The sequence below is a fragment of the Kribbella sp. NPDC050470 genome (genome assembly GCF_044458365.1).
Taxonomy (GTDB): Bacteria; Actinomycetota; Actinomycetes; order Propionibacteriales; family Kribbellaceae; genus Kribbella.
Map to the genome: position 1 here is coordinate 517,462 of NZ_JBITHV010000001.1, position 23,079 is coordinate 540,540.

Annotated in this window: 21 protein-coding genes; 16 read left to right on the top strand and 5 right to left on the bottom strand. The window is 69.1% G+C overall.

All coding sequences use genetic code 11. The features are described from left to right. Positions 1–27: 27 nt before the first annotated feature. Both ACIBGM_RS02295 and ACIBGM_RS02300 read left to right on the top strand, forming a co-directional pair. The gene (locus ACIBGM_RS02295; RefSeq protein WP_396384215.1) at positions 28–2,082 is read left to right on the top strand and encodes a HelD family protein; all 2,055 of its coding nucleotides are present in this window, start codon (positions 28–30) and stop codon (positions 2,080–2,082) included. Between the two features lie 49 nt (positions 2,083–2,131). After that, entirely contained in the window at positions 2,132–3,409 is a 1,278-nt protein-coding gene (locus ACIBGM_RS02300) for a hypothetical protein (protein ID WP_396384216.1), read from the top strand. Positions 3,410–3,442: 33 nt separating this feature from the next. On the opposite strand, the gene ACIBGM_RS02305 is transcribed toward ACIBGM_RS02300, so the two are convergent. From ACIBGM_RS02305 to ACIBGM_RS02315, 3 genes are all read right to left on the bottom strand, one after another. Beyond that, entirely contained in the window at positions 3,443–5,632 is a 2,190-nt protein-coding gene (locus ACIBGM_RS02305; protein WP_396384217.1) for a hypothetical protein, read from the bottom strand. Positions 5,633–5,661: 29 nt separating this feature from the next. Next, on the bottom strand, positions 5,662–5,976 hold the full coding sequence (locus ACIBGM_RS02310; protein ID WP_360515812.1) for a hypothetical protein: 315 nt from the start codon (positions 5,974–5,976) through the stop codon (positions 5,662–5,664). A gap of 74 nt (positions 5,977–6,050) precedes the next feature. After that, complete coding sequence (locus ACIBGM_RS02315; RefSeq protein WP_396384218.1) at positions 6,051–6,854, bottom strand: hydroxypyruvate isomerase family protein; 804 nt, start codon at positions 6,852–6,854, stop codon at positions 6,051–6,053. Positions 6,855–6,930: 76 nt separating this feature from the next. On the opposite strand from ACIBGM_RS02315, the gene ACIBGM_RS02320 reads away from it, so the two are divergent. The 9 genes from ACIBGM_RS02320 to ACIBGM_RS02360 are packed head-to-tail and all read left to right on the top strand — an operon-like array spanning position 6,931 to position 16,348. Further along, positions 6,931–9,030, top strand: coding sequence for an alpha-amylase family protein (locus ACIBGM_RS02320; protein ID WP_396384219.1), 2,100 nt, complete (start codon positions 6,931–6,933; stop codon positions 9,028–9,030). Next, entirely contained in the window at positions 9,027–9,878 is an 852-nt protein-coding gene (locus ACIBGM_RS02325; RefSeq protein WP_396384484.1) for a 2-hydroxy-3-oxopropionate reductase, read from the top strand. The genes ACIBGM_RS02320 and ACIBGM_RS02325 overlap by 4 nt, the downstream gene beginning before the upstream one ends. Beyond that, positions 9,875–10,243 (top strand): hypothetical protein, encoded by a 369-nt coding sequence (locus tag ACIBGM_RS02330; protein ID WP_396384220.1) that lies wholly within the window; start codon positions 9,875–9,877, stop codon positions 10,241–10,243. Before ACIBGM_RS02325 ends, ACIBGM_RS02330 begins: the two co-directional genes overlap by 4 nt. A gap of 32 nt (positions 10,244–10,275) precedes the next feature. Further along, positions 10,276–11,679, top strand: coding sequence for a hypothetical protein (locus ACIBGM_RS02335; RefSeq protein WP_396384221.1), 1,404 nt, complete (start codon positions 10,276–10,278; stop codon positions 11,677–11,679). A gap of 10 nt (positions 11,680–11,689) precedes the next feature. Continuing rightward, complete coding sequence (locus tag ACIBGM_RS02340; RefSeq protein ID WP_396384222.1) at positions 11,690–12,985, top strand: ABC transporter substrate-binding protein; 1,296 nt, start codon at positions 11,690–11,692, stop codon at positions 12,983–12,985. Continuing rightward, the gene (locus ACIBGM_RS02345) at positions 12,985–13,884 is read left to right on the top strand and encodes a sugar ABC transporter permease (RefSeq protein ID WP_360515827.1); all 900 of its coding nucleotides are present in this window, start codon (positions 12,985–12,987) and stop codon (positions 13,882–13,884) included. The genes ACIBGM_RS02340 and ACIBGM_RS02345 overlap by 1 nt, the downstream gene beginning before the upstream one ends. Before the next feature lie 10 nt (positions 13,885–13,894). Continuing rightward, positions 13,895–14,719: a carbohydrate ABC transporter permease gene (locus ACIBGM_RS02350; protein WP_396384223.1), complete on the top strand. Its 825-nt coding sequence runs from the start codon at positions 13,895–13,897 to the stop codon at positions 14,717–14,719. Further along, positions 14,716–15,633 (top strand): D-2-hydroxyacid dehydrogenase, encoded by a 918-nt coding sequence (locus ACIBGM_RS02355; protein ID WP_396384224.1) that lies wholly within the window; start codon positions 14,716–14,718, stop codon positions 15,631–15,633. Before ACIBGM_RS02350 ends, ACIBGM_RS02355 begins: the two co-directional genes overlap by 4 nt. 49 nt (positions 15,634–15,682) lie before the next feature. Continuing rightward, on the top strand, positions 15,683–16,348 hold the full coding sequence (locus tag ACIBGM_RS02360; RefSeq protein ID WP_360515836.1) for a GntR family transcriptional regulator: 666 nt from the start codon (positions 15,683–15,685) through the stop codon (positions 16,346–16,348). Here the strand turns inward: ACIBGM_RS02360 and ACIBGM_RS02365 are convergent. Then, the gene (locus ACIBGM_RS02365; RefSeq protein ID WP_396384225.1) at positions 16,345–17,883 is read right to left on the bottom strand and encodes a PucR family transcriptional regulator; all 1,539 of its coding nucleotides are present in this window, start codon (positions 17,881–17,883) and stop codon (positions 16,345–16,347) included. The two genes, ACIBGM_RS02360 and ACIBGM_RS02365, sit on opposite strands and share 4 nt — an antisense overlap. Before the next feature lie 111 nt (positions 17,884–17,994). Here ACIBGM_RS02365 and ACIBGM_RS02370 point away from each other — a divergent pair, with 111 nt between their 5' ends. Next, on the top strand, positions 17,995–19,497 hold the full coding sequence (locus ACIBGM_RS02370; RefSeq protein WP_360515842.1) for a CoA-acylating methylmalonate-semialdehyde dehydrogenase: 1,503 nt from the start codon (positions 17,995–17,997) through the stop codon (positions 19,495–19,497). Continuing rightward, positions 19,490–20,836, top strand: a complete 1,347-nt coding sequence (locus ACIBGM_RS02375) for an aspartate aminotransferase family protein (protein ID WP_360515845.1) — start codon at positions 19,490–19,492, stop codon at positions 20,834–20,836. The genes ACIBGM_RS02370 and ACIBGM_RS02375 overlap by 8 nt, the downstream gene beginning before the upstream one ends. On the opposite strand, the gene ACIBGM_RS02380 is transcribed toward ACIBGM_RS02375, so the two are convergent. Further along, positions 20,833–21,186: a hypothetical protein gene (locus tag ACIBGM_RS02380; RefSeq protein ID WP_360515848.1), complete on the bottom strand. Its 354-nt coding sequence runs from the start codon at positions 21,184–21,186 to the stop codon at positions 20,833–20,835. The genes ACIBGM_RS02375 and ACIBGM_RS02380 overlap by 4 nt on opposite strands. Positions 21,187–21,252: 66 nt before the next feature. Here ACIBGM_RS02380 and ACIBGM_RS02385 point away from each other — a divergent pair, with 66 nt between their 5' ends. The 3 genes from ACIBGM_RS02385 to ACIBGM_RS02395 all read left to right on the top strand — a co-directional run bounded on the left by ACIBGM_RS02385 (position 21,253) and on the right by ACIBGM_RS02395 (position 23,064). Then, positions 21,253–22,446 (top strand): protein kinase, encoded by a 1,194-nt coding sequence (locus ACIBGM_RS02385; RefSeq protein ID WP_360515851.1) that lies wholly within the window; start codon positions 21,253–21,255, stop codon positions 22,444–22,446. Positions 22,447–22,606: 160 nt separating this feature from the next. Beyond that, positions 22,607–22,819, top strand: a complete 213-nt coding sequence (locus ACIBGM_RS02390) for a DUF6458 family protein (protein ID WP_360515854.1) — start codon at positions 22,607–22,609, stop codon at positions 22,817–22,819. A 17-nt stretch (positions 22,820–22,836) separates the two neighbouring features. After that, on the top strand, positions 22,837–23,064 hold the full coding sequence (locus ACIBGM_RS02395; protein ID WP_360515857.1) for a hypothetical protein: 228 nt from the start codon (positions 22,837–22,839) through the stop codon (positions 23,062–23,064). Positions 23,065–23,079: the final 15 nt, after the last annotated feature.

Here is a 23,079-nt window from a genome sequence, read left to right on the forward strand (position 1 = left end):
CCTGCACCCACGAGACGAGGCTTCCCGATGGTCGAATCCGCACTGATCCCGCCCGCTGAGCTCGAGGCCGAGCGCGCCTTCCTGGCCGAGGCGCGGTCCGCGCTGGCCCGCATGCACCGTGACGTGGCCACCCGCGACGTCCCGATGATCGGGGGTGAGGACAACGACGAGCGCTTCACCAACGAGGCCAACACCCGCGCGCACGAGCAGCGCACCCTGGCCCTGGTCGACATGCCGGACGTGCCGCTGTTCTTCGGCCGGCTCGACTACGAGCACGGTGCGATCGAGGAACTGGACCAGTTCTACATCGGCCGCCGGCACGTGCACGACGGCACCGGCGCCCCGCTGGTGATCGACTGGCGAGCGCCGGTCTCGGTGCCGTTCTATCGGGCCACCCGCAGCGACCGCCAGCGCGTCCTGATGCGCCGCCGGTACGGCTTCTCCGACACCGCCGAGCTGACCGGGTTCGAGGACGAGCCGCTGATCGGAGCCGACGAGTCCGATCAGGCCGACGCCTTCCTGCGGGCCGAGATCGAGCGCCCGCGTACCGGGCCGATGCGCGACATCGTGGCCACGATCCAGCCGGAGCAGGACGACCTCGTCCGCGCCCCGCTGCACCCGAGCGTCTGCGTCCAAGGCGCGCCCGGCACCGGCAAGACCGCCGTCGGCCTGCACCGCGTCGCCTACCTGCTCTACACCGAGCGGGAGCGGCTGAGCCGCGGTGGCGTGGTGATCGTCGGACCGAACCGGTCGTTCCTGTCCTACATCCGCAAGGTCCTGCCCGCGCTCGGCGAGGTCGACGTACGCCAGATCACCATCGACGAGCTGATCAACCTGCCGGCCGCCGCGTCCGACGAGCCGGAGGCCGCGCGCGTCAAGGGCGACGCCCGGATGGCCCGCGTGCTGCACCGCGCCCTGTGGTCGTACGTCGGCAAGCCGACCGCCGGAATCCTGTTCAGCAAGGGATCCCAGCGCTACCGCGTGCACGACTACGAGGCCGAGGAGATCGTCGCCGCCCTCCGGGAGTCGACCCGCTACGCACCCGGCCGGGCTGCCCTCGCGCAGCGGATCGCCCACGCCGTGCTGGTGCTGATGGAGCGCCGCGGGGAGTCGCCGGACGACCGGGTGCAGAACGCCGTGGCGCGTTCGAAGCCGGTGAAGGAATTGGTCGACGCAGTGTGGCCCCGCGTCGCGCCCGAGCAGGTGCTACACCGCCTGCTCTCCGACGCCGACGTCCTGGCTGCAGCGGCTGGTGACGAGCTGACGGAGGAGGAGCGCGCGGCTTTGCTGTGGCGTAAGGCTCCGCGGTCCTGGAAGTCGGCGAAGTGGTCGGCAGCCGACACGATCCTGCTCGACGAGCTCGACGACCTGATCGAGCGCCGTACTGGTTCACTCGGTCACCTTGTGCTGGACGAGGCGCAGGATCTCTCGGCGATGCAGTTGCGCGCGCTGGGCCGCCGTTGCCGCACCGGCTCGGCGACCGTGCTCGGCGATCTGGCCCAGGCGACGACTCCGTGGGCCGCGGGTTCCTGGGACCGGGTTCTCGGTCACCTCGAGAAGTCGGACGGCGTCGTGGCCGAGCTCGACCGCGGGTTCCGGGTGCCGGACCAGATCATCGACTTCGCCGCGAAGCTGCTGCCGCAGATCGCGCCCACGCTGGGCATTCCGAGCGGCGTCCGGGCGGTCACCGATGCGCTGAGCATCGTCGAGACCGACGAGGACTCGTTGCCGGAGGCACTGATCGCGTCCTGCCGGCGCGCGCTGGCCGGCGAGGGCTCGGTGGCAGTCATCGCCGCCGACGACCAGGTCGCGGCTCTGCGTGACGCACTGGCCGCCGCCGGTCTCGAGCCGGGGCTGCTCGGCGAGGCCGAGGACACGATGGACACCGCGCGACTGGTCTGCGTCCCGGCCACGCTCGCGAAGGGCCTGGAGTTCGACGCGGTCGTGGTGGCCGAGCCCGCCCGGATCGTCGCCGCCGAACCACGCGGGCTGCACCGCCTGTACGTCGTCCTGACCCGAGCCGTCAGCCGCCTCCAGATCGTCCACGCCGCACCGCTGCCGACCGCCTTGGCGCCGTCCTGAGGACCTCCGCGCGGCTATCCTCCGAACCGGAGTCACCAAGGAGGTGGGCGTGAGCTCAGGGTCGATCGTCGTACTGTTCCTGCTACTGCTTGTCGGGGCAGGAATCGCGGTGGGCATTGTCGCGCTCGTGCGCCGGCAGCAGTACATCAAGTCGCTGCGGGAGCGAGGCTGGACGTTCGTAAACAGCCCCGCGTTCGACTCCATCGCCCGCCTCGGCAATCCGCCGTTCGGGATCGGCTTCAACCGGCGGCCGGACGACCAGATCACCGGCCGGACGAGCTCGGGCCGGCTGTTCCAGGTGATCGAGTACAAGTCCGACCACTGGTCGGGCTGGGTCGGCATGGTCACGCTGTCCAGGCGGCTGCCGGAGCTCTGGATCACCGGGGGCGCGACGCAACCGCGGTTCGGCGTCGAGGCGACCGCGGTCCAGACCCCGCCGCAGCTGGGTCCGGGGTGGCAGGTCGGCGTACTCGATCCGGCGTTTGCCTCGGAAGCGCTGACTCCGCAGGTGTGTGAGCGGCTGACCGGGTTGGCCGCCGGTCAGCCCGGCGTGAACCTCAGCATCGACGCCGACCAGCTGGTTGTCCTGGACCCGCCGCGCAAGGACCCTGAGCTCCTCGCGCCGTGGCTGGACCAGCTCGCCACAGTCGCCGACGCGATCGACGCCGCGCCGCTCGACCGCTGGATCATCCCGGAGCCACCCCAGCGGCTGACCTTCTACCATCACCCGGACTGGCACTGGGTTGGTGAGGACGACAGCCTGCTGCACCTCCCGTCGGTCACTCAGTCCGGTCACGGCCACAGCACCAGTGAGGTGATCCGCGGCCGCGACGGGAACGGGCCGCCGTTCGTCGCCTTCACGCACCACTGGAAGACCACGCGCACCGAGACCTACACGGACTCCGAGGGCCGGTCCCAGACCCGGACCGTGACCGAGAACCACAGCGAGGCGATCCTCGGGTTCCAGCTGCCGCTCGTGATGCCCCCGCTGGAGGTCAGCCGCAAGGGCTGGGGCCGCGGGATCAGCTTCGAGTCCGAGGCGTTCAACGAGAAGTTCGCGGTCAGCGCGCAGGACCTGAAATACGCGTACGACGTGATCCACCCGCGCCAGATGGAGTACCTGATGGCGAACCCGCCGACCCCGTTCCGGATGGCCGACGGCTGGGTCTGGTTCTCACCCGGTCAGCACAGCCACCTGGTGATCGCCCACTGCTCCGCCTTCCTGAACGGCTTCCTCACCCGCATCCCGCGCTTCGTCTACCGCAACCTCGGCCTCCCGGAACACCCCTACCCGGCCCTCGACCCGGTCTCCGCGCCGGGTGCGTAGTCGCAGCTGGCAACTACGCACCCATGGTCTGCCCTAGCGACCGGTCTTCTTGGCCGTCTTGCGGACTGTCGCCTTCTTGGCCGGGGCGCGGCGGGTCCGCTTCGCGGTTGAGTCACCGGTCTCGGCGCCGCGGTCGGGCAGCAGGCCGGCAAAGGCTTCTGCGACTCGTGAGGGCGGGGCGGCATCGGCAGCCCGGGATTCCGGGCCGGCTCCGCCACCGGCCAGGGCGGTCAGCCGGTCGACCGCCTCGGTGAGGTGATAGGCGCCGCCGCCGAGGGCGACCCACTTGCCGACCTCCGGGTTCATCGCCAGCGCGGCGTCCCGGTTCTCGGCGTCGTTGGTGGGGTGGTCCACCCACAGCTCGACCTGGCCGGTGGCGCCGACCGGGACGCCCGCAGTCGACCAGGTCACTGCCACGCCGACGAGGTGCCGGCCGGGCCGGTCGAGGGCGAACCCGGCGGTGCTCCAGAACAGCCGGTAGCTCGCTGTCAGTTGGCCACCAGGAGCGAGCGGCGCGAGCCGAACGGCCTCGCATTCGATCACGAACGGCCGGACGGGGCGCTCGCCGCCGCGGTCGTCGGTGACGGTCATGGTGGCGAACAGCCCTTCCAGCCGGACGTCGTTGGGCACGACGAGCTCGGTGTCCGAGGTGTTCGTCAGCGTCCAGGTCACCGTGACCGGTGCACCGAAGGCGGCTCGGGCGGTGTCGACGGTGACCTCGAGCGACAGCTCGGACGCGTCGAACAGTTCACGGTCACCTGCTTGCGGCGCGCCGGAGGGGAACCAGCTGGCGAACGGCCAGCCGCCCGGCCTGATCACCGGGTCCGGCATGTGCGCCAGGTGGTTGCGGACAGTGGTGTTGAACCCGAGGTTGATCTGGTCCGGGAACACGCCGGGCGCACCGGTGGCGGGTCCGCCGAGCACGTCGGCCACGCTCGGCGTCGTGGTCATGATCGAGTTGTCCGCCGAGGTCTCGCTCTCCTGGTGGATCTGGTTGAACGCGTGGGTGACCTCGTGGCTTGCCGACCGCAGGTACGCGCGCGGCACCTCGCGCTGCATCTCGTCCTCGGCGGTCCCGAAGTTGCTGGAATGCGAGGCCGGGTAGCCGTCGTCGGAGAAGCTCGCCGACCCTTCCCGGGGTACGTCGATCTGGTCGTACATCACGCCCCGGGAACACCCCATCGCGGCCGGCACCACGATCAGATGGGTCCGCCACTCGGCGTCCAGGTTCGTCGACGCCCTGCGAACCGTCGCCATCAGGTTGTGCAGGTCGGCACTCGACCAGCAGACGTTCGGGTCGACGCCGCCCGGCACCGGCACATTGACCTGGTCCTCCTCGACGGTGAGCTCCCAGCGGGCGCCGGCGAAGACGGTGTCGAAGTACTCGCTGCCAGTCCCTGACGGGTGCGGGACCGGAGCCGGCGCGACGGCTCCGGTGAGTACGTCGATCTCCAGGACGGCCCGGCGCAGGTACGACGAGACCCACGTCAGCGTGATCGACCCGCGGTCCACGCCGCCCTGGAACACGCGGCCCTGGAAGCTGGGACCGCCGAAGACCGGGTGCGGGAAGCTCGGGCTGCTTCGATGCAGGACGAAGCGCAGACTGCGGCTGGGGGACGCGGGGAAGGAACCCTCGAAGGATCCGGCGGCCGGATGGGTGTAGTCGAACTGGTCGACGTCGATGGTGACCTGGCATGGACGGTTCCCGAGCGTGAACGCAGGCACCGAGAGCCGGGTGCCGCTCAGGTAGGAGTCATAGCGATGCCTGGGATGGATGGGAATCCTGCGGACCGGCAGTAGCTCGAACGGCAGGCCGCCGCGACTCAGCGATGCGGCGACGGATCCACTCTGCCCGGCCGCGGGGCTCGCTTCGGGCTGGACGACCCACGGCGGTGTCCCCGTGTAGAGGTCGCCGCTCACGATGACGCCGTCCGGCCCGGCGTCGGGGGCGCCGCGGTCCACCCGGAGCGTGCCCACCAGCGGCCGGACCACGCCCTTGGGCTTGAACGTCACGGCGTAGCAGCCGTCCTTGAACCCGAGGTTGCACGGCTTGACCGGTGGCAGCTCCGGCGGACCGGACGGCGGGAACGGACCAGGATCCGGCCCCGGAACCGGCGGTGCGTCCGAGCCGGGTTGCTCGGACTCGAACGCGATCGGCACAGCGAGCGGGACGCCCGGCAGCTCGACAGCGGCGGTGCCGGACAGTTCGTGACCAGTGGACATCTTGCTCCCCCTTGGAAATGGACCCGTGCCTACGGAGGGGGAGATGTCACGCGCTCGTACACGACCTCACACCCATCCGGGTCGGTGAATGTGAAGCGCTGCGGCGTGAGCTCGACGGCGTACTCGACCAGTTCGTCGGTCGCCGTGCTCAGGACCAGGGTCCGGTCATCGGCGAGGCGATAAGTCCCCGCATCCCACCAGATCATTCCCTGATCGGGACCACGGACGCCGCGATACGTCGCGGCGACGAAGGTGAGCTCGGCCGGATACCGCCCGGCGCACTCAGCAGTGGACAGCCGTCGCCACTGGCCTTGTAAATAAGGCAGTCCAGACGCCCCCGGCATGATTCCCCCTCGGCATTCTCATGCTCCCCCAACGATCGACGTCCAGCGTGACCTCGTCAAGGCGGTGCGTCGGGTCAATCGAGCCAGCTGAGGCTCGAGGTGGTGTCGGTGGTGGGTTTGTACTCGCAGGCGACCAGGCCCTGGTAGCCGGCGGACTTGAGGGCGTCGAGGGTCTGGGTGAGCGGGAGGGCGCCGGAGCCGGGTTCGCCGCGGCCGGGGGCGTCGGCCAGTTGGACGTGCGCGAGGCCGGCGCCCAGGACGGTGGCGGTTTCGACGAGGTCCACGCCGTTGCTGCCGAGGTGGAAGGTGTCGAAGAGCAGCGAGAGGTTGCCGACGTCCTTCAGCGGTCCGTCGAGGATCGCGAGTACGTCGTCGGCGGTCAGCAGGGGATAGCTGCCGTTCAAGCCTTTCGTGAGCGGCTCGATCAGGATGGTTCCGCCGAAGTGGCTGACGGCTGCCGCGGCTGAGCGGATGGCCTCGACCGCCGTGTCGGCCTGCAGCGCCGGTGACCAGCGGTCGTCGAGCTGGCCGTAGAGCAGGTTGAAGAGCCGGCACCCGGTGCGCTCGGCGATGGCGACCACGGCCTGCGTGTTGGCGGCCAACTGGTCCTGCCGGTCGGGATGGGAGGCCACGCCGCGCTCGCCGGCCGGGATGTCGCCGCCGTAGAAGTTCAACGCGCTCAGCGACACCCCCGCCGCCTCGACCGACTGCACGAACGCATCGATCTCGGCCGCCGACGGATCCGGTACGGCGAACGGCCACCACGACTCGACCGTCGTGAAACCGGCCTGCGCGGCCGCCGCGAACCGCTCCGGATAGGGCAGCTCGGTGAACAGCATCGAGACGTTCGCACTCAGCCGATGTCCGCGGTACTCCACGTGAGAAGCCTAACACCGGCTCTTGCCAGGCGTGCAATCTTGTCTGACAATCGACGAACCCGGCGATGGAGGTGCAATGCACACAGAGTCCGACCGTCAGGCGACCAGGACGACGGGGGAGCGCAGTCCGGACTGGCCGTCGGAGGCGACCCGATGGGCGCAGATCACGCTGGCCGAGGACGATCCGCTGCACTTCGACGCCGACTTCTGGCTGGACCTGATGCGCAGCAGCCGGTCCAACGCGACCTGCATCAGCGCGGGCGGCTACATCGCCTACTACCCGACGCAGCTCGAGCACCATTACCGCAGCAAGTACCTCGCCGACACCGACCCGTTCGGGACCCTGGTCGAAGGCGCCCGCAGTCTCGGGATGAGCGTGATGGCCCGCGTCGACCCGCACGCGGTCCATGCGGACGCGGCGGCCGCCCATCCCGAGTGGCTGGCCCGCGACCTGGACGGCAACCCGCTCGAGCACTGGGCGCATCCGGACATCTGGCTGACGTGCGCGTTCACGTCGTACCACCGGGAGTTCGTCACCGAGGTGGCGCGCGAGATCGTCCGCGAGTACGACGTGGACGCGATCTTCGCGAACCGCTGGGAGGGGTACTACGGCATCTCCTACAGCGAGGCCGCCCGCCGGTCGTTCCGGGACGACACCGGTCTGGACCTTCCGGTCGCCGAGCAGGCCGAGGGCTGGCACGAGTACGTCGGCTGGCGGCGCCGCCGGCTGAGTGAGCTGGTCGGGATCTGGGACCAGGCGGTCCGCGACATCCGCCCGCACGCGCGGTTCATCCCGAACCTCGGCGCGCTGGCCGCCCGCGATCTCGACCGCGGGCTGGCCGAACGGCTCTACCCGATCTTCATCATCGACAAGCAGGGCCGGTCCGGGATCGAGGCGCCGTGGGGCGCCGGCCGCAACGGCAAGCGCAACCGCGGCGTCTTCCCCGACCGCCCGGTCCGCCTGATCACCTCGGTCGGTCCGGAACACCACCAGTACCGCTGGAAGGACTCGGTCGCACCGGGCGAGGAGGTGAAGACGTGGATCGTCGACGGCTTCGCCCAGGGTGCGTTGCCGTGGTTCACCAAGTTCAACGCCAGCGTGCCGGACCGGCGCTGGGTCGAGCCGATCGTCGAGGCGTTCAACCTGCACGCGACAGTCGAGCCGGTGCTGAAGGATCTGCGGATCACGGCCGAGGTCGCGCTGCTCGACCCGACCCGCGCCGGCCAGCTCCGCAACGACCACCGCGGTGACCACGAGGACGGCTTCTACCAGGCGCTCGTCGAGGCCCGGGTCCCGTTCGAGTTCATCTCCGACCAGGTGCTGTCCGCCGAGCGGCTCCGCCCGTTCAAGGTCGTCGTCCTGGCGAACGCCGAAGAACTCAGCGACGACCAGTGCGCCGTACTCCAGGAGTACGGCGGCGCCGGCGGCTCACTCGTGGCGGCGTACGAGACCTCCTTGTACGACGAGCGCGGCCGGGCGCGCGACGACTTCGGCCTCGGTGCGGCGCTCGGGATCCGGCTGACCGAGTCGAGCCGGGCGGTGAAGAACAACTACATCGCGCTGATGGACGCGCACCCGCTGAACGAGGGGTTCGAGGGCGCGAGCCGGATCATCGGCGGCACCCGCATCCTCGGCGTCGAGGCTGATGAGCGCGCGGTCGTGCCGTTCCGATTCATCCCCGACTTCCCGGATCTGCCGATGGAGGAGGTCTACCAGCGCGAGGCGCCCGACCGGCCGGCGGTGATCTGCACCGAGAACGCGAACGGCGGCCGGACCGTCTACTTCCCGTTCAACCTCGGCGCGATCTTCTGGGAGGCGCTGCAGGCCGATCACGGCCAGTTGATCGCGAACGCGGTCGGCTGGGCGCTCGGCAAGAAGCCCGAGGTGACCGTCGACGGCGCCGGCCTGCTCGATGTCGCCGTACACCGAGGTGAGACGAGCGTGGCCGTTGCCTTGGTCAACCTCACGAACCCGATGGCGATGCGCGGCCCGATCCGCGAGACGCTCCCGCTGCCTCCGCAGACGGTGTCGATCGCCGTACCCATGGACAAGGTGAAGGCGCGGCTGCTGGTCGCCGGTGTGGATGTCGAGCCGGCGGTCGTGGACGGCCGGGCCGAGGTGGTCATTCCGACCGCGGGGCTGCTGGAGATCGTGTACGTCGATTGGAGCGCCTGATGAAGATCGGTTTCGTCGGACTCGGTGTGATGGGCCGGCCGATGGCCGAGCACTTGCTTGCCGCCGGCCACGAGCTCTCCGTCTACCGCGGCCGGACCGACCTCGAGGCGCACGTGTGCGGGTCGGCCGAAGAGGCGGCGGAGCGGTCCGAGGTCGTGATCCTGATGGTCCCGGACACTCCGGATGTCGAGGACGCATTGTTCGGATCCCAGGGTGTCGCCGAAGGTTTGCAACCCGGGTCGCTGGTGATCGACATGAGCTCGATCTCGCCGACCGCGACCCAGGGGTTCGCGCTGCGAATCGAGAAGCAGGGGTGCGACTACCTGGACGCGCCGGTGTCCGGCGGCGAGGTCGGCGCCCGGGACGCAACGCTGACGATCATGGTCGGCGGGCGGCCGGAGGTCTTCGAGCGGGCCCGGCCGCTCTTCGAGACGCTCGGCAGGAACATCACGCTGATCGGCGGGACGGGCGCCGGCCAGACCGCCAAGGTCGCGAACCAGATCGTCGTCGGGCTCACGATCGAGGCCGTCGCCGAGGCGCTGCTGTTCGCGAAGACGGCCGGCGCGGATCCGGCCGTCGTCCGCGAAGCCCTGATGGGTGGGTTCGCGAGCTCGCGCATCCTCGAGCTGCACGGCGAGCGGATGGTCCGGGAGACGTTCGATCCCGGCTTCCGGATTCGCCTGCACCGCAAGGATCTCGGCCTCGCCGTCCAGGCCGCGGCCGACCTCGACCTCGCCCTGCCGAACACCGCCGCGACCCAGCAGCTGATGAACGCGGCGATCGCCGACGGCGACGGCGACCTCGACCACTCGGCGCTCTACAAGACGCTGCGGAGGGGACGCCCATGAGGCTGTGGTGGCACGAGCCGTTCCGGATGTTCCAGACCAACCTGCGCGAGATCGACGCCGGCCTGGACGTCGAGAAGGTGCTGGACTACCTGGTGGAGTTCGGCGCCGACACCTGGCTGCTGAGCGTCGGCGGGATCCTGTCGAACTACCCGACCGACCTCGACTTCCAGACCCGCAACCCGTACCTCGCCGAGCGTCCGTCCGGCGACCTGGTCGGCGACGCGGTGAAGGCGGCGGCCCGGCGCGGGATCCGGGTGATGGGCCGGATGGACTTCTCCAAGATCGACCGTCGCCGCGCCGAGGCCCATCCCGACTGGTGCTTCGTCGCGCGCCCACCGGGGAACACCAAGTCTACAACGGGCTGACGAGTGTGTGCCCGAGTGGTGACTACTACCAGGTGAAGTTGTTCGAGGTGCTCGACGAGGTGCTGGATCGGTATCCGCTGGACGGCTTCTTCTGCAACTGGATGTCGTTCAACGAGGTCGACTACAGCCGCCGGTACTGGGGTGTCTGCCATTGCGTCGCGTGTGCTGAGGCGTACGGGAAGCCGTTGCCGGAGAGCCGAGATGGCGACTGGCAGCGTTTCTCGAAGGGTGTGCTGGCCGACCTGACCCAGCGGATCCGGGACCATCTCGCCGCCCGGCGACCCGAGGCGCCCCTCGTGCTCGGCGACCAGGCCGACATCGTCTTCCACGAGGCGAACAACGCGGTCGGCCGGCCGCTGTGGCACCACCTCACGAGCGAGAGCGTGAGCGCCGCGAAGACCTACCGCCCGAGTGTGCCGGTGCTGACCAACTTGGTCGGGTTCGTCGACATGCCGTACCGGATGGCGAGCGAGGACCCGAACCACTTCGCGCAGTACTTGCTCCAGGCAATCGCCCGCGGGGCGAACCCGTCGACGTACATCATGGGCACGCCGTCGGACAATCCGTACGCGTGCCTGCGGGTCGCCGGGGAGCTGACCCGGTTCCACCGGGACCACGCCGAGGTCTACACCGACCTCGTCCCGGCGGCCGAGACCCTGCTGGTCCGGGACGACTCCGCGGAGTTCCAGGGGTTGTACCTGTCGTTGCTGCAACGGCACGTGCCGTTCGACGTACTGCCGCGGGATCGGCTGCTCGAAGCCGACCTCGGTCGCTACCGGGTGGTCGTGCTGCCGGATCTCGGGGCGGTCGATCTCGGTGGCTACGGTGGCGGAATCGTTGCCACCGGCGGCACGGAGGTGGCGGGGGTACGACGGATCGCCAGCTACGACGACGAGGAGTCGACGCGGTCGCTGCACCTGGAGGGCGGGATCCCGGTGTTCGGCGCCTTCCACGTGGTCGAGACGTCGGGTGAGGTCGGCCTGCGGGCCTTGTCGAGAGCGCCGTACGGGCCGCCGGAGAAGTGTCACGGGCACGTACAGCTGGAGCATCCCGGGGTCGTGCGGCAGGGCAACGTGGTACTGCTGCCGTGGACCGTCGGGCGGTCGTACCGCGAGGTCGGGCTGAGTGTGCACCGCGACCTCTTCGTCGACGAGGTGGTGAGAGCCGGTGGTCCGCAGGTGGAGACGGACCTGCCGGAGCAGGTGGAGATCGTGCTCGGCCGGTCCGCGGCCGGGTTCGTCGTACACCTGCTGAACAGATCGGGGGACACCGACCAGCGATTCGCACCGCCCGTGCGGATCGGTCCGGCCGAGCTCCGGCTCCCGGACGCCGTACACGAAGTACAAGCCCTGCGGTCGGGTGCGCGGCTGCCGATAGCCGACGGGCGAGTCCGCCTGCCGGAACTCGACTTGTTCGAACTACTGATCTGTGTGTGAGGAGAGCGTCATGGATCGACGAGGGTTTCTCAAGCTTGTGGTGGTGTCGGGCGCCGCGGGTGGGCTGGTCGGCTGTAGTGGGAGCGGCGGTGGGCCGGCGGGTGGTGGGGACAGCGTCACGCTGCGGTATGCGTGGTGGGGGAACAGCATTCGGCAGCAGAACTACACCAAGGCGCTGAAGCAGTTCAGCACCGCGAACCCGTCGATCACGATCGAGCCGGAGTTCGCCGACTACACCGCCTTCCAGGAGCGGATGACGACGCAGATCGCGGCTCGCGACGTGCCGGACATCTTCTGGATCGCGTCACCGCAGGTGATGACGTACCACAAGAGCAAGGTGTACCGGAAGCTGGACGACCTCCCGACGTTCAAGTGGGACGACTACAGCAAGGAAGACCTCGAGACGTTCAAACTCGCCGGTGAGCTGAACACGTTGCCGTTCGGCATCTTCACACCAGTGATCCGCTACAACGAGACGATCGCGCAGGCCGACGGCGTGACGATTCCGGCCGAGGGTCCCGGCTGGACCTGGGACAGCCTCGCCGACCTGCTGGTTGCCTACAGCAAGAACAACCCGGGCAAGCGGAAGGGTGTGCCCTACGCACCCGACCACGACCTGACCTTCGAGGCGTGGCTTCGGCAGCGGGGTGAGCAGTTGTGGACCGAGGACGGGCAGGTCGGGTTCACCGTGGACGGACTGGGCAGCTGGCTCGACTGGTGGGAGAAGCTGCGCAAGGCCGGCGCCGCGTTGTCGCTCAGCGAGCAGGAGGGGATGGGGCCGGACTGGGCCCAGGTCGGCAAGAAGGTGCTGGTCAACTTCGGCAACTCCAACCACATCATCGACGACGCGAAGATGTTCCCGAAGGAGCGGTTCCGGCTGCGCCCCGCCCCGGTCGCGCCGACCGCGGTGGACGGGCACAAGTACCTGTACTTCCCGCGGATGGCGATCTACCAGCGGATCGACGACGCCAACCTCGAGGCGGCCGGCAAGGTGCTCGACTACAGCGTCAACAACCCGGAGATGCTGAAGACGGTCCGGCTGACGATGGGCGCGCCGACCAACCCGAAGGTCGCCGAGCAGGCCCAGGAATTCGCCAGCCAGGACGAGAAGGAGATGCTCGCCCTGGTCGCGAAGGAGCGCGCCGCGCAGCGCAAGCCGCGCTACGAGGCGCCGCCCGGGTCGAGCACCTGGCGTACGGCGACCAGCCGCATCTGCGAGGAGATCGCGCTGAGCAAGACCACTGTGCCGGACGGCGCGAAGAAGCTCGTGGACGAGATCGCGGCCGGTATCAAGCGAGCTCAGTGATGAGCCGGAGGCCAACCTTCCACCTGAATCGGCAGGGCCGGGCTGCGCACGTGTTCCTGATCCCGTGGCAGCTCGGTTTCCTGCTGATCACCGCCGTACCCCTGTTCGCGTCGTTGTACCTGGCGTTCACCGACTACGACATCCTGAACCCGCCGGAGTGGTCCGGGCTGGAGAACTTCCAGCGGATGGTGCACGACGAGCAGTTCTGGGCGTCGGTCCGGGTGACGCTGGTCTACGTCGTGGTGTCCGTCCCGCTGCAACTCGGGTTCGCGCTGCTGCTGGCGTTGATCCTCGACCGCGGGCTGCGCGGCCTGGCGTTCTACCGCAGCGCGTTCTACCTGCCGTCGCTGCTCGGGTCGAGTGTCGCGATCGCGATCCTGTGGCGGGAGATCTTCGGTGACGACGGCCTGATCAACAAGGGCCTGGCGCTGATCGGGATCGAGGGCGAGAGCTGGCTGCAGAACCCGAGTACGGCGCTGGCGACGCTGATCGTGCTGAACGTGTGGACGTTCGGTTCGCCGATGGTGATCTTCCTGGCCGGCCTGCGGCAGATCCCGGACGAGCTGTACGAGGCGGCCCGGGTGGACGGGGCCGGGGTGGTCAAGCAGTTCCGCCACCTCACCGTGCCGCTGCTGACGCCGATCATCTTCTTCAACCTGATCCTGCAGACGATCGGCGCGTTCCAGACCTTCACCCAGGCGCACATCATCAGCGGCGGCACCGGTGGGCCGGCGAACTCGACGCTGTTCTACACGCTGTACGTCTACCAGCAGGGGTTCGTCGCGTTCGACATGGGCTACGCGTCCGCGCTGGCCTGGGTGCTGATGGTCGCGATCGCCGCGGTCACCGCGCTGCACTTCCTGATCTCGAAGTACTGGGTCTTCTACGGTGACAATTAGGGGACAGCTGATGGAGACACGCCCTCTTCTGAAGCACACCGGGTTGCTGCTGTTCGTGGCGCTGATGATCTACCCGCTGGTGTGGATGGTGGTGAGCGCCTTCAAGCCACCGGAGCAGATCCTGACCGAGCCGGGCCTGATTCCGCGTGAGCTCACGTTCGAGAACTTCAAGGAGGGCTGGCACGCGCTGAACCGGCCGTTCTCGGTGTTCTTCGTGAACTCGCTGCTGGTCACCGTCGGGTCGATCGTGGGCAACCTGTTCTCCTGCTCGCTGACCGCCTACGCACTGGCCCGGCTGCAGTTCCGGATGCGGAACGTGTACTTCGCGATCACGCTGGCCTCGGTGATGCTGCCGTTCCACGTGCTGGTGATCCCGCAGTACATCTTCTTCTCCCAGTTCGGCCTGGTGAACACCTACTGGCCGCTGCTGATCCCGAAGTTCCTGGCCACCGACGCGTTCTTCGTCTTCCTGATGGTGCAGTTCATCCGGACGCTGCCGCGCGAGCTCGACCGGGCCGCCTGGATCGACGGCGCCGGCCCGTTCCTGACCTTCTGGTACGTCGTCCTGCCGCTGATGCGGCCCGCCCTGGTGACGACCACGATCTTCACGTTCATCTGGACCTGGAACGACTTCTTCGTACCGTTGATCTACCTGACCAGGACGCAGGTGTTCACCGTCCCGGTGGCGCTGAACTCCATGGTCGACTCCGAGACCCAGAGTGGGGTGGGCATGCTGTTCGCCATGTCGTTGCTGTCACTGATCCCGATCCTGATCTTCTTCGCGCTGGCCCAGAAGCACCTGATCCGCGGTATCGCCACCACGGGGCTGAAATGATCGTCGTCGTGGTCGGCAGGCCGCCGGCCCGGTTCCAGGAGACCGCACCGGACGTGGACTTCCGGTTCGTCGACACACTCGACGACGCCGCGGACGTCTTCGGCGAGATGGAAGCCGTCATCGGCCGGGTGCGCCCGGACGTCCTGGCGAAGGCGCCGCGGCTGCGCTGGGTGCACAGCCCGTCGGCAGGTGTCGACGCCGACCTGACGCCCGAGATGAAGGCGTCGCCGGTTGTGCTCACCTCGTCGGCGGGCAACGGCGGGATCTCGCTCGCCGAGCACTCGATCCTGCTGATGCTCATGCTCGACCGCGACGTGCCGCGCTGGATGCGGGCCCAGGCCGACCGCCGTTGGGACCACTACCGGCACGGCGAGCTGGCCGGGAAGACCGTCGGGATCTACGGCCTGGGCAACTCAGGTCTCGACCTGGCCCGCAAGGCGAAGGCCTTCCACATGCGGGTGCTCGGCGTACGGCGCCGGCCCGAGCTGCCCTCGCCCGATGTCGACGAGCTGTGTGATTTCGACCTGCTTCTCGCCGAGTCGGACTTCGTCGTAGTCACGGCCCCGCGGACGCCGGCGACGGCCGGCGTCTTCGACCGGGGCGCGTTCGCCCGGATGAAGGAGACGGCGTACTTCATCTGCATCTCGCGTGGCGGGATCGCGGACGACGACGCGCTGCTGGAGGCCTTGCAGAGCGGGCAGATCGCGGGCGCGGGACTGGACGCGCACGGCGTGGAGCCGTTGCCGGCCGACAGCCCGTTCTGGTCGTTGCCGAACGTCATCGTGACCCCGCACAACGGCGCGACCAGCCATGGTACGGCGCGCCGCGGAGAGGAGATCGTGCTGGAGAACCTGCGCCGGTTCGTCGCCGGTGAGCCGCTGCACAACGTGGTCGACAAGGCTGCCGGGTACTGAGTGAGTTGACCAGTACACTTGCCAGACATTTCGTGGTAGAGGGGGTGCCATGGGTACCGAAGCCGGCCTGGAGCTCGGTCCGTCCTCGCTGACCGATGCGATGTACGAGTCCGTCCGCAAGCGCATCGTGAACGGCGACATCCCGCAGGGGGAGAAGCTCACCGAGGTCCGCCTCGCCACCGAGTACAAGGTGGCGAGGCCGACCGCGAAGGCGGTGCTCGAGCGGCTGACCGCGCTCGGCCTGCTGCGTCGTACGGCGCACAAGACCGCCGTCGTCCCGGTGCTGGACCAGGACGAGATCCGCGACCTGTTCTTCAGCCGGGTGACCATCGAGCGGGCCGCGGTGTCGACACTCGCCGAGACCGGCGAGGTCCCGCCCGCCGCGGCGCGGGCACAGGTCGCAATCGAGTACGCGGCCCGTGACCACGTGTTCGAGAACCAGGTCGAAGCCGACATCGCGTTCCACACCGCGCTGGTCGCGGCCGTCGGCAGCCGGCGGCTGTCTCGGATGCACGAGCTCATCATCGGCGAGGTCCACCTCACGATGGGCCAGTACCAGGCGCATCGCACCGCGGAACCTTCCACGGTCGCCTCCGAGCATGCGGCCATCCTCAAGGCGATCCAGGACGGCGATCCGGCTGGGGCTGCCGAGCACCTCGCCTACCACTTGGAGCAGGCTCAGGGCCGCCTGCTCGACTCGCTGCCCAAGGACTAGCGCGCCTGGAGCTCGTCTGCGACCAGGGCGACGTGCAGAGACACCCGGATGTCCGGGTCGTCCAGGTCGACGCCGAGCACCTGCCCGGCCTTGGCCAGGCGGTCGTAGAACACCGGCCGGGAGATGTGCAGGCTCGCGGCGGCGTCGGACTTGCTCGTCGGGTGGTTGACGAGGGCGCGAACCGCATCGACCAGGCCGTGCTGCTTGAGCGGGCCGAGCTCGCGCGCGACGAAGAGGCGGAGCCGCTCGTCGTCCCCGAGCAGGGTGATCAGGCCGCGCAGATGGACGTCTTCGAGGCGATGCACCACGCGGTCCGACGCGTCCGCCCGGACCGACTCGACCACCTGCTGAGCCTCTTTGAGCGTGCGGTCCAGCTCGGCTGTCCTGGCGGTTGGACGGCCGGCGCCGATCGCGACCGAGTGACGCCGGGCGACGTTCGCCGCCAGGCTGTCGGCCACGCGGTCGGCGTTCGCGGACGCCGTACAGGAGAGCAGCACGCGGACGTCGCGGTCGATCTCGCAGACGAGGGCCGGGACCTTCAGCTCGTAGGCCGCATGCACCACGGCGGCGAGCACGTCTTGCCCGTCAGCTCGAGGGCGTACCGCCAGCCCGATGAACTGACGCCTTGTAAGCGGGACACCGGACAGCTCACACCGGCGCAGTACCTCTGGGTCAGTGGGATCCGCGAGCAAGCCGAGCAGTAGTTCGTGGTGGACGCGCCGGACCAGACTGTCGCGATGCCGGTCGTGCAGCCGATGCATGGCCAGTGCCGCGGCCGCGCGTTCGGTCAGCGCGATCAGGCGCTGCGACGGCCGAGTCGGCGCTTGGACGACGAGGCGACCCCAGCCCCGGTCGCGCTTCCCCAGCCGGGTCACCAGCCACCCGGCGCGCTCGTCCCACCCGGTCCGGCCGTCGACCTGCACACCCCGCGACCGGGCGGCCCAGTCGGCAAGGAACTCCTCGACGTCTCCCGGCCCTGACCGATAGTCAAGGATCTGATGCTGCTCGCTCTCCAGTACGACGGCCGACCCGGCGAGCCGCTGGACGGCCTCGAGGATCTCCTGCGGACCGGCCTCCGCGATGCTCAGCTCGGTGAACGTCTCGTGCACCCGATGCGTCTCGCGCAGCTCCTGCAGCTGCTCGTCCACGATCCGTTCGCCGACCGCCTGGATGATCGCGGCGAACCGCACCTCGCTATGTAGCGCGACCAGCGGCAGCCCGACCGCCTCACAGGCGTCGACCAGCCCGGCGGGGACCTGCTGCCAGCGACGGCCCAGCTCGATCACGAGCCCGGCCGCCTCGCTCTCGCGGAGACTGGCCGCGAAGTCCCGCAGCTCATCGGCGGTGTCGGGTAGTGCGATGCCGGTGCTCAGGAGGAGGTCGCCGCCGCGCAGCAGTGGCGCGATGTCCGCGATCTCACCCGCGTGGACCCAGCGGACCTCGCGGTCGAGCCCGGCCGCGCCGGCGAGGACCTCGGGCCGGGCGCCACGCAGTACAGGCATGTCCAGCACCTGCGTGACGGTCAGGACCACCATTCGTCCACCTCCGACACATCGTCGGGTATTGAGGAAGAATCCTACATTCTGCAGTGCCTGGCGCAGGTCGGTGGCGGTGACCATGAGGGCTCACCCCGAAGGAGCTGCCTCATGACCTCAACCATCACGCACTGGGCCGACGGCGCCGGGTACGACGGCACGTCGCACCTGTGGGCCGATGTCACCAACCCGGCCACCGGCCGTGTCTCCGGTCGCGTCGCCCTCGCGAGCGACCGCGACGCCCGCTTCGTCATCGACTCCGCCAAGAAGGCGGCCGAGTCCTGGGCGTCCACCTCGCTGGCTCGCCGTACCCAGATCCTGTTCGCGTTCCGCGAGCTGCTGAACAGCCGCAAGGACGAGCTGGCGACGCTGATCACGGCGGAGCACGGCAAGGTGCACTCGGATGCGCTGGGTGAGGTCTCGCGTGGTCAGGAGGTCGTGGAGTTCGCCTGCGGGATCGCGCACCTGCTGAAGGGCGCCCAGTCCGGCAACGCGTCGACCGGTGTCGACGTGCACTCCCGGCGCGATCCGCTCGGCGTGGTGGGCATCATCAGCCCGTTCAACTTCCCGGCCATGGTGCCGATGTGGTTCTTCCCGATCGCGATCGCCGCGGGCAACACCGTCGTACTGAAGCCGAGTGAGAAGGACCCGTCGGCCGCGCTGTGGATCGCGAAGCTGTGGAAGGAAGCCGGGCTGCCGGACGGCGTGTTCAACGTGCTGCAGGGTGACAAGGTCGCGGTCGACGCGCTGCTGCAGAGCCCGGACGTCGCGGCGATCAGCTTCGTCGGCTCGACGCCGATCGCGGAGTACGTCTACGAGGAGGCGAGCCGGCACGGCAAGCGGGTGCAGGCGCTCGGTGGCGCCAAGAACCACATGGTCGTCCTGCCGGACGCCGACCTGGACCTGGCCGCGGACGCCGCGGTCAACGCCGGGTACGGGAGCGCGGGGGAGCGGTGCATGGCGATCAGCGTGCTGGTCGCGGTCGAGCCGATCGCCGACGACCTGGTCGCCCGGATCGCCGAGCGGACCCGGACCCTGCGCACCGGCGACGGTACGGGCGACGTCGACATGGGCCCGCTGGTCACCAAGGCGCACCGCGACCGGGTGGCCGGGTTCGTCGAATCCGGTGAGCAGGCCGGCGCCAAGCTCGTGATCGACGGCCGCGAGGTCGAGGCCGAGGGTGAGCGGGACGGTTTCTGGCTCGGCCCGACGCTGTTCGACCACGTGACGCCGGAGATGGACATCTACCGCGAGGAGATCTTCGGCCCGGTGCTGTCGGTCGTCCGGGTCTCGTCGTACGACGAAGCCGTTGCCCTCATCAACGGCAACCAGTACGGCAACGGGACCGCGGTGTTCACCAACGACGGCGGCGCGGCCCGCCGGTTCGAGAACGACGTCCAGGTCGGGATGATCGGCGTGAACGTGCCGATCCCGGTGCCGGTCGCCTACTACTCCTTCGGCGGCTGGAAGCGCTCGCTGTTCGGCGACACCCACGCGCACGGCGCCGAGGGCGTGCACTTCTTCACCCGCGCGAAGGTCGTCACCTCGCGCTGGATCAACCCGGCCGCCCGTCCGGCGGGTGGCCTCGAGCTGGGGTTCCCGCAGAATGTCTGACCGCACCTACGACCTCGACCGCAAGCACGTCTTCCACTCCTGGTCCGCGCAGGCGAACCTCGACCCGATGGTGATCACCAAGGCGGCCGGCTCCTACGTCTGGGACGGGCAGGGCAACCGGCTGCTGGACTTCACCTCGCAGCTCGTCTACACCAACCTCGGCCACCAGCACCCGCGGATCGTCAAGGCGATCCAGGAGCAGGCGGCCACCTTGTGCACGGTGGCTCCGGCGTACGCGAACAGTGCCCGGTCCGAGACCGCCCGGCTGATCGCCTCGCACACCCCGGGCGATCTCGACCGGATCTTCTTCACCAACGGCGGCGCGGACGCCAACGAGCACGCGATCCGGATGGCCCGGCTGCACACCGGCCGGCACAAGGTGCTGTCGACGTACCGGTCGTACCACGGCGGCACCCAGTTGGCCGTCAACGTCACCGGCGACCCACGCCGATGGCCGAACGACAACGGCTCGACCGGCACCGTGCACTTCTTCGGGCCGTTCCTCTACCGCAGTGCGTTCTCGGCCACCACCGAGCAGGAGGAATGCGACCGGGCGCTGGCGCACCTCGAGCAGGTCATCACGCTCGAAGGACCGGCGACGATCGCGGCGATCATGCTCGAGTCGATCCCCGGTACGGCGGGCATCATGATCCCGCCACCTGGTTACCTCCGGGGCGTGCGGGAGCTGTGCGACCGGCACGGCATCATGCTCATCGCCGACGAGGTGATGGCCGGGTTCGGCCGGGCCGGCAAGTGGTTCGCGATCGAGCACGCCGACGTCGTCCCGGACCTGCTGACGTTCGCCAAGGGAGTCAACTCCGGCTACGTGCCGTTGGGCGGTGTCGCGATCAGCGAGCCGATCTACCGGACCTTCGCCGATCGGCCGTATCCGGGCGGTCTGACGTACTCCGGTCATCCGCTCGCGTGTGCGGCCGCGGTCGCCACGATCGAGACGATGGAGGACGACCGGATCGTCGAGCACGCTGCGGCTCTCGGCGACGACGTACTCGGGCCGGGCCTGCGGGAGCTCGCGGCCAAGCACGAGTGGATCGGTGAGGTCCGGGGGACAGGTGTGTTCTGGGCCCTGGAGCTCGTGTCCGACCGCGCGACGCGTGAGCCGTTGGCGCCGTACGGCGGGAGCAGTCCGCAGCTGGCCGCCATCGTCGCCGGCTGTCAGCGGCGAGGCCTGCTGCCGTTCGCGAACTTCAACCGGGTGCACGTCGTCCCGCCGCTGACGATTACGGCTGCGGAGGCCCGGGAGGGACTGGAGATTCTCGACCAGGCTCTCACCGAAGCGCGCGAGAAAGTGCCGGCGGCTGCCTTGGACGACGAAGGCTAGGCGTGGTCGCCGTCCAGGAGTTTGTGGAGATCCGCGACCGCCTTGGCGATGTCCGTGTAGTCGTTCTGGGCGGCGCGTGACTCGGCGCTGATGACACCGCAGCGGTGAACTCGGCGGAAGTCGCCGTACGGGAACTTGTAGTGGCCCTTGGTGTCCTCGTCCATGTCGGTGTCGACGCCGAGGTACCACTGCCCGTACTCCGACCAGCCGTGCTTGTCGACGTACGCGTTCTCCTCATCGGCGCTCGGCGCGTGCTCGCTCCAGTCGTCCCGCTCGTCCATGACTGTCTGCCCCTTCCGGGCCAGCGTCTTCGCATGGTCGAACGCAGCCTTGTTCAGCTTCACAGTCATCGCCACCCGGTGCCCGGACCCCGCGGCCGAAAACCGTGAGGATTAGGGCGGGGGTACCGACAGGCGGTGAGGCGTGTTGGTGAGGGTGGTCGGTACCGGTTGGGGGAGTTGCTCGGGCGCGGTGGGATGGGGGAGGTGTACCGCGCGACCGACGAGGTGATGGGCCGTGAGGTCGCGGTCAAGTTGATGGTTTCCCAGCCGCGGACGCTGGCGGTGTCGGCGCGATTTCTTCGCGAGGCGCGGGCATCGGCTCGGATTCGCAGCCCGCACGTGGTGACGGCCTACGATTTCGGCGCGTACGGCGACGACGGCTTCTACCTCGCGATGGAGTTGGTGAGCGGCCGTTCGGTGGCCGACGAGCTCAAGCGCAACGGGCTGTTCCCGGCGGGGCGGGCGCGGCACGTCGTCCGGCAGGCGGCGGCCGGTTTGGCGGCCGCGCACGCGCAGGGGGTCGTACATCGCGACATCAAGGCGAGCAACCTGCTGCTGGCCGACGACGGGACGGTGAAGATCGCCGACTTCGGCATCGTCAGGTTCCTGCACGAGACCACGACGCTGACGGCGACCGGGCAGATCGTCGGCACGAGCCACTTCCTGGCGCCCGAACGCGCGATGGGCACTCCCGCGGAGCCGCCCTCGGACGTGTACGCGCTCGGCTGTGTTCTCTATCAGCTCGTCACCGGCTATCCGCCGTTCACGGGCGAGTCCCCGGCGGCGATCATGTACCAGCACGTGCAGAACGAGCCGACCCCGCCGAGCGAGCTGCTTCCCGGCCTGGACGATGAGCTCGAGGCGCTGATCCTGTGGATGCTCGCGAAGGACCCGGCATGGCGGCCGACTGCTGCACAGGTGGCCCGCGGCGAGCGGGCGCCGGACCGCCAGACGACCAGCTTGCTCCCGGTACGGCGAACGAGGGCGAAGCCCGTGATCGCCGGGATCGCCGCGGGCATCGCCTTGGTGGCGTCGGCAACCATCGGCATCATCCTCGAGACCAGAGGCGTCGAGCTGCCGGCCACGAACGATCTGCAGCCCGTGACAACACCGGATACGCCGACAGCACCGCAGCCGACCCGCCCAACTCCAACCGCACCAAGCACCCGGCCGACGACAGTGCAGGAGCACGCCGGCCCTGCCAAGGCGAAGGCCGGCCCGAAGCCGAAGACCGGACCGAAGGCGGACGCCAAAGCCGAGCCGAAGGGTGCGCAGAAGGCGAAGCCGGGCGCGCCGAAGACCCGGAAATCAGGGGCCGCAGGCAATTGAATGCGGTGCTGAATTCAAGTGAGCGTTTACTTGAACCGCTGCGTATTGCGTCGGTTTCTTCGCGGAAAGTAGGCGGCTTGATCGTCGTTTTGCGGAATTACGGGTGGGTACCGCGTTCTTATCGCAATTTCGGAACGGGGCGGGTCGTTAGGAGGATTCCATGGGGATCGGTGTATCCGTTTTCCTGCTCGCCGTGGGTGGCGTGCTGGCTTTTGCCGTGTCCGACCGTCTGAGCGGCGTCGACCTGACCGCGGTCGGGTGGGTGCTGATGGGCGCCGGCGCGATCGGTCTCGCGGTCGCGTTGATCTTCGCCAACCAGCGCAGCCGGACGACGCACACGTCCGTCCATGAACGCCGCGACCTGCGCGACTGAGCCGGGACGGAGCGATCATGGCTGACACCCGCAAGCCGCCGGAAGCCCGCGAGCTGCTGCTCGACGCACTGCTCGACAAGGTGTCCGAGGACAGGTTCCCGTCGGTGTCGATGCTCGACCTGATCGAGTCGCTGCTCAGACCGGACGAGGTCCAGATCTACGTCCGCCTGCTGCTGCGCAAGGTCCGTCGTGAGACGTACCCCAGCATTCCGATGCTCCGGCGGATCGCCGCACTGGCGGAGTGATCCGCAGCCACCGTC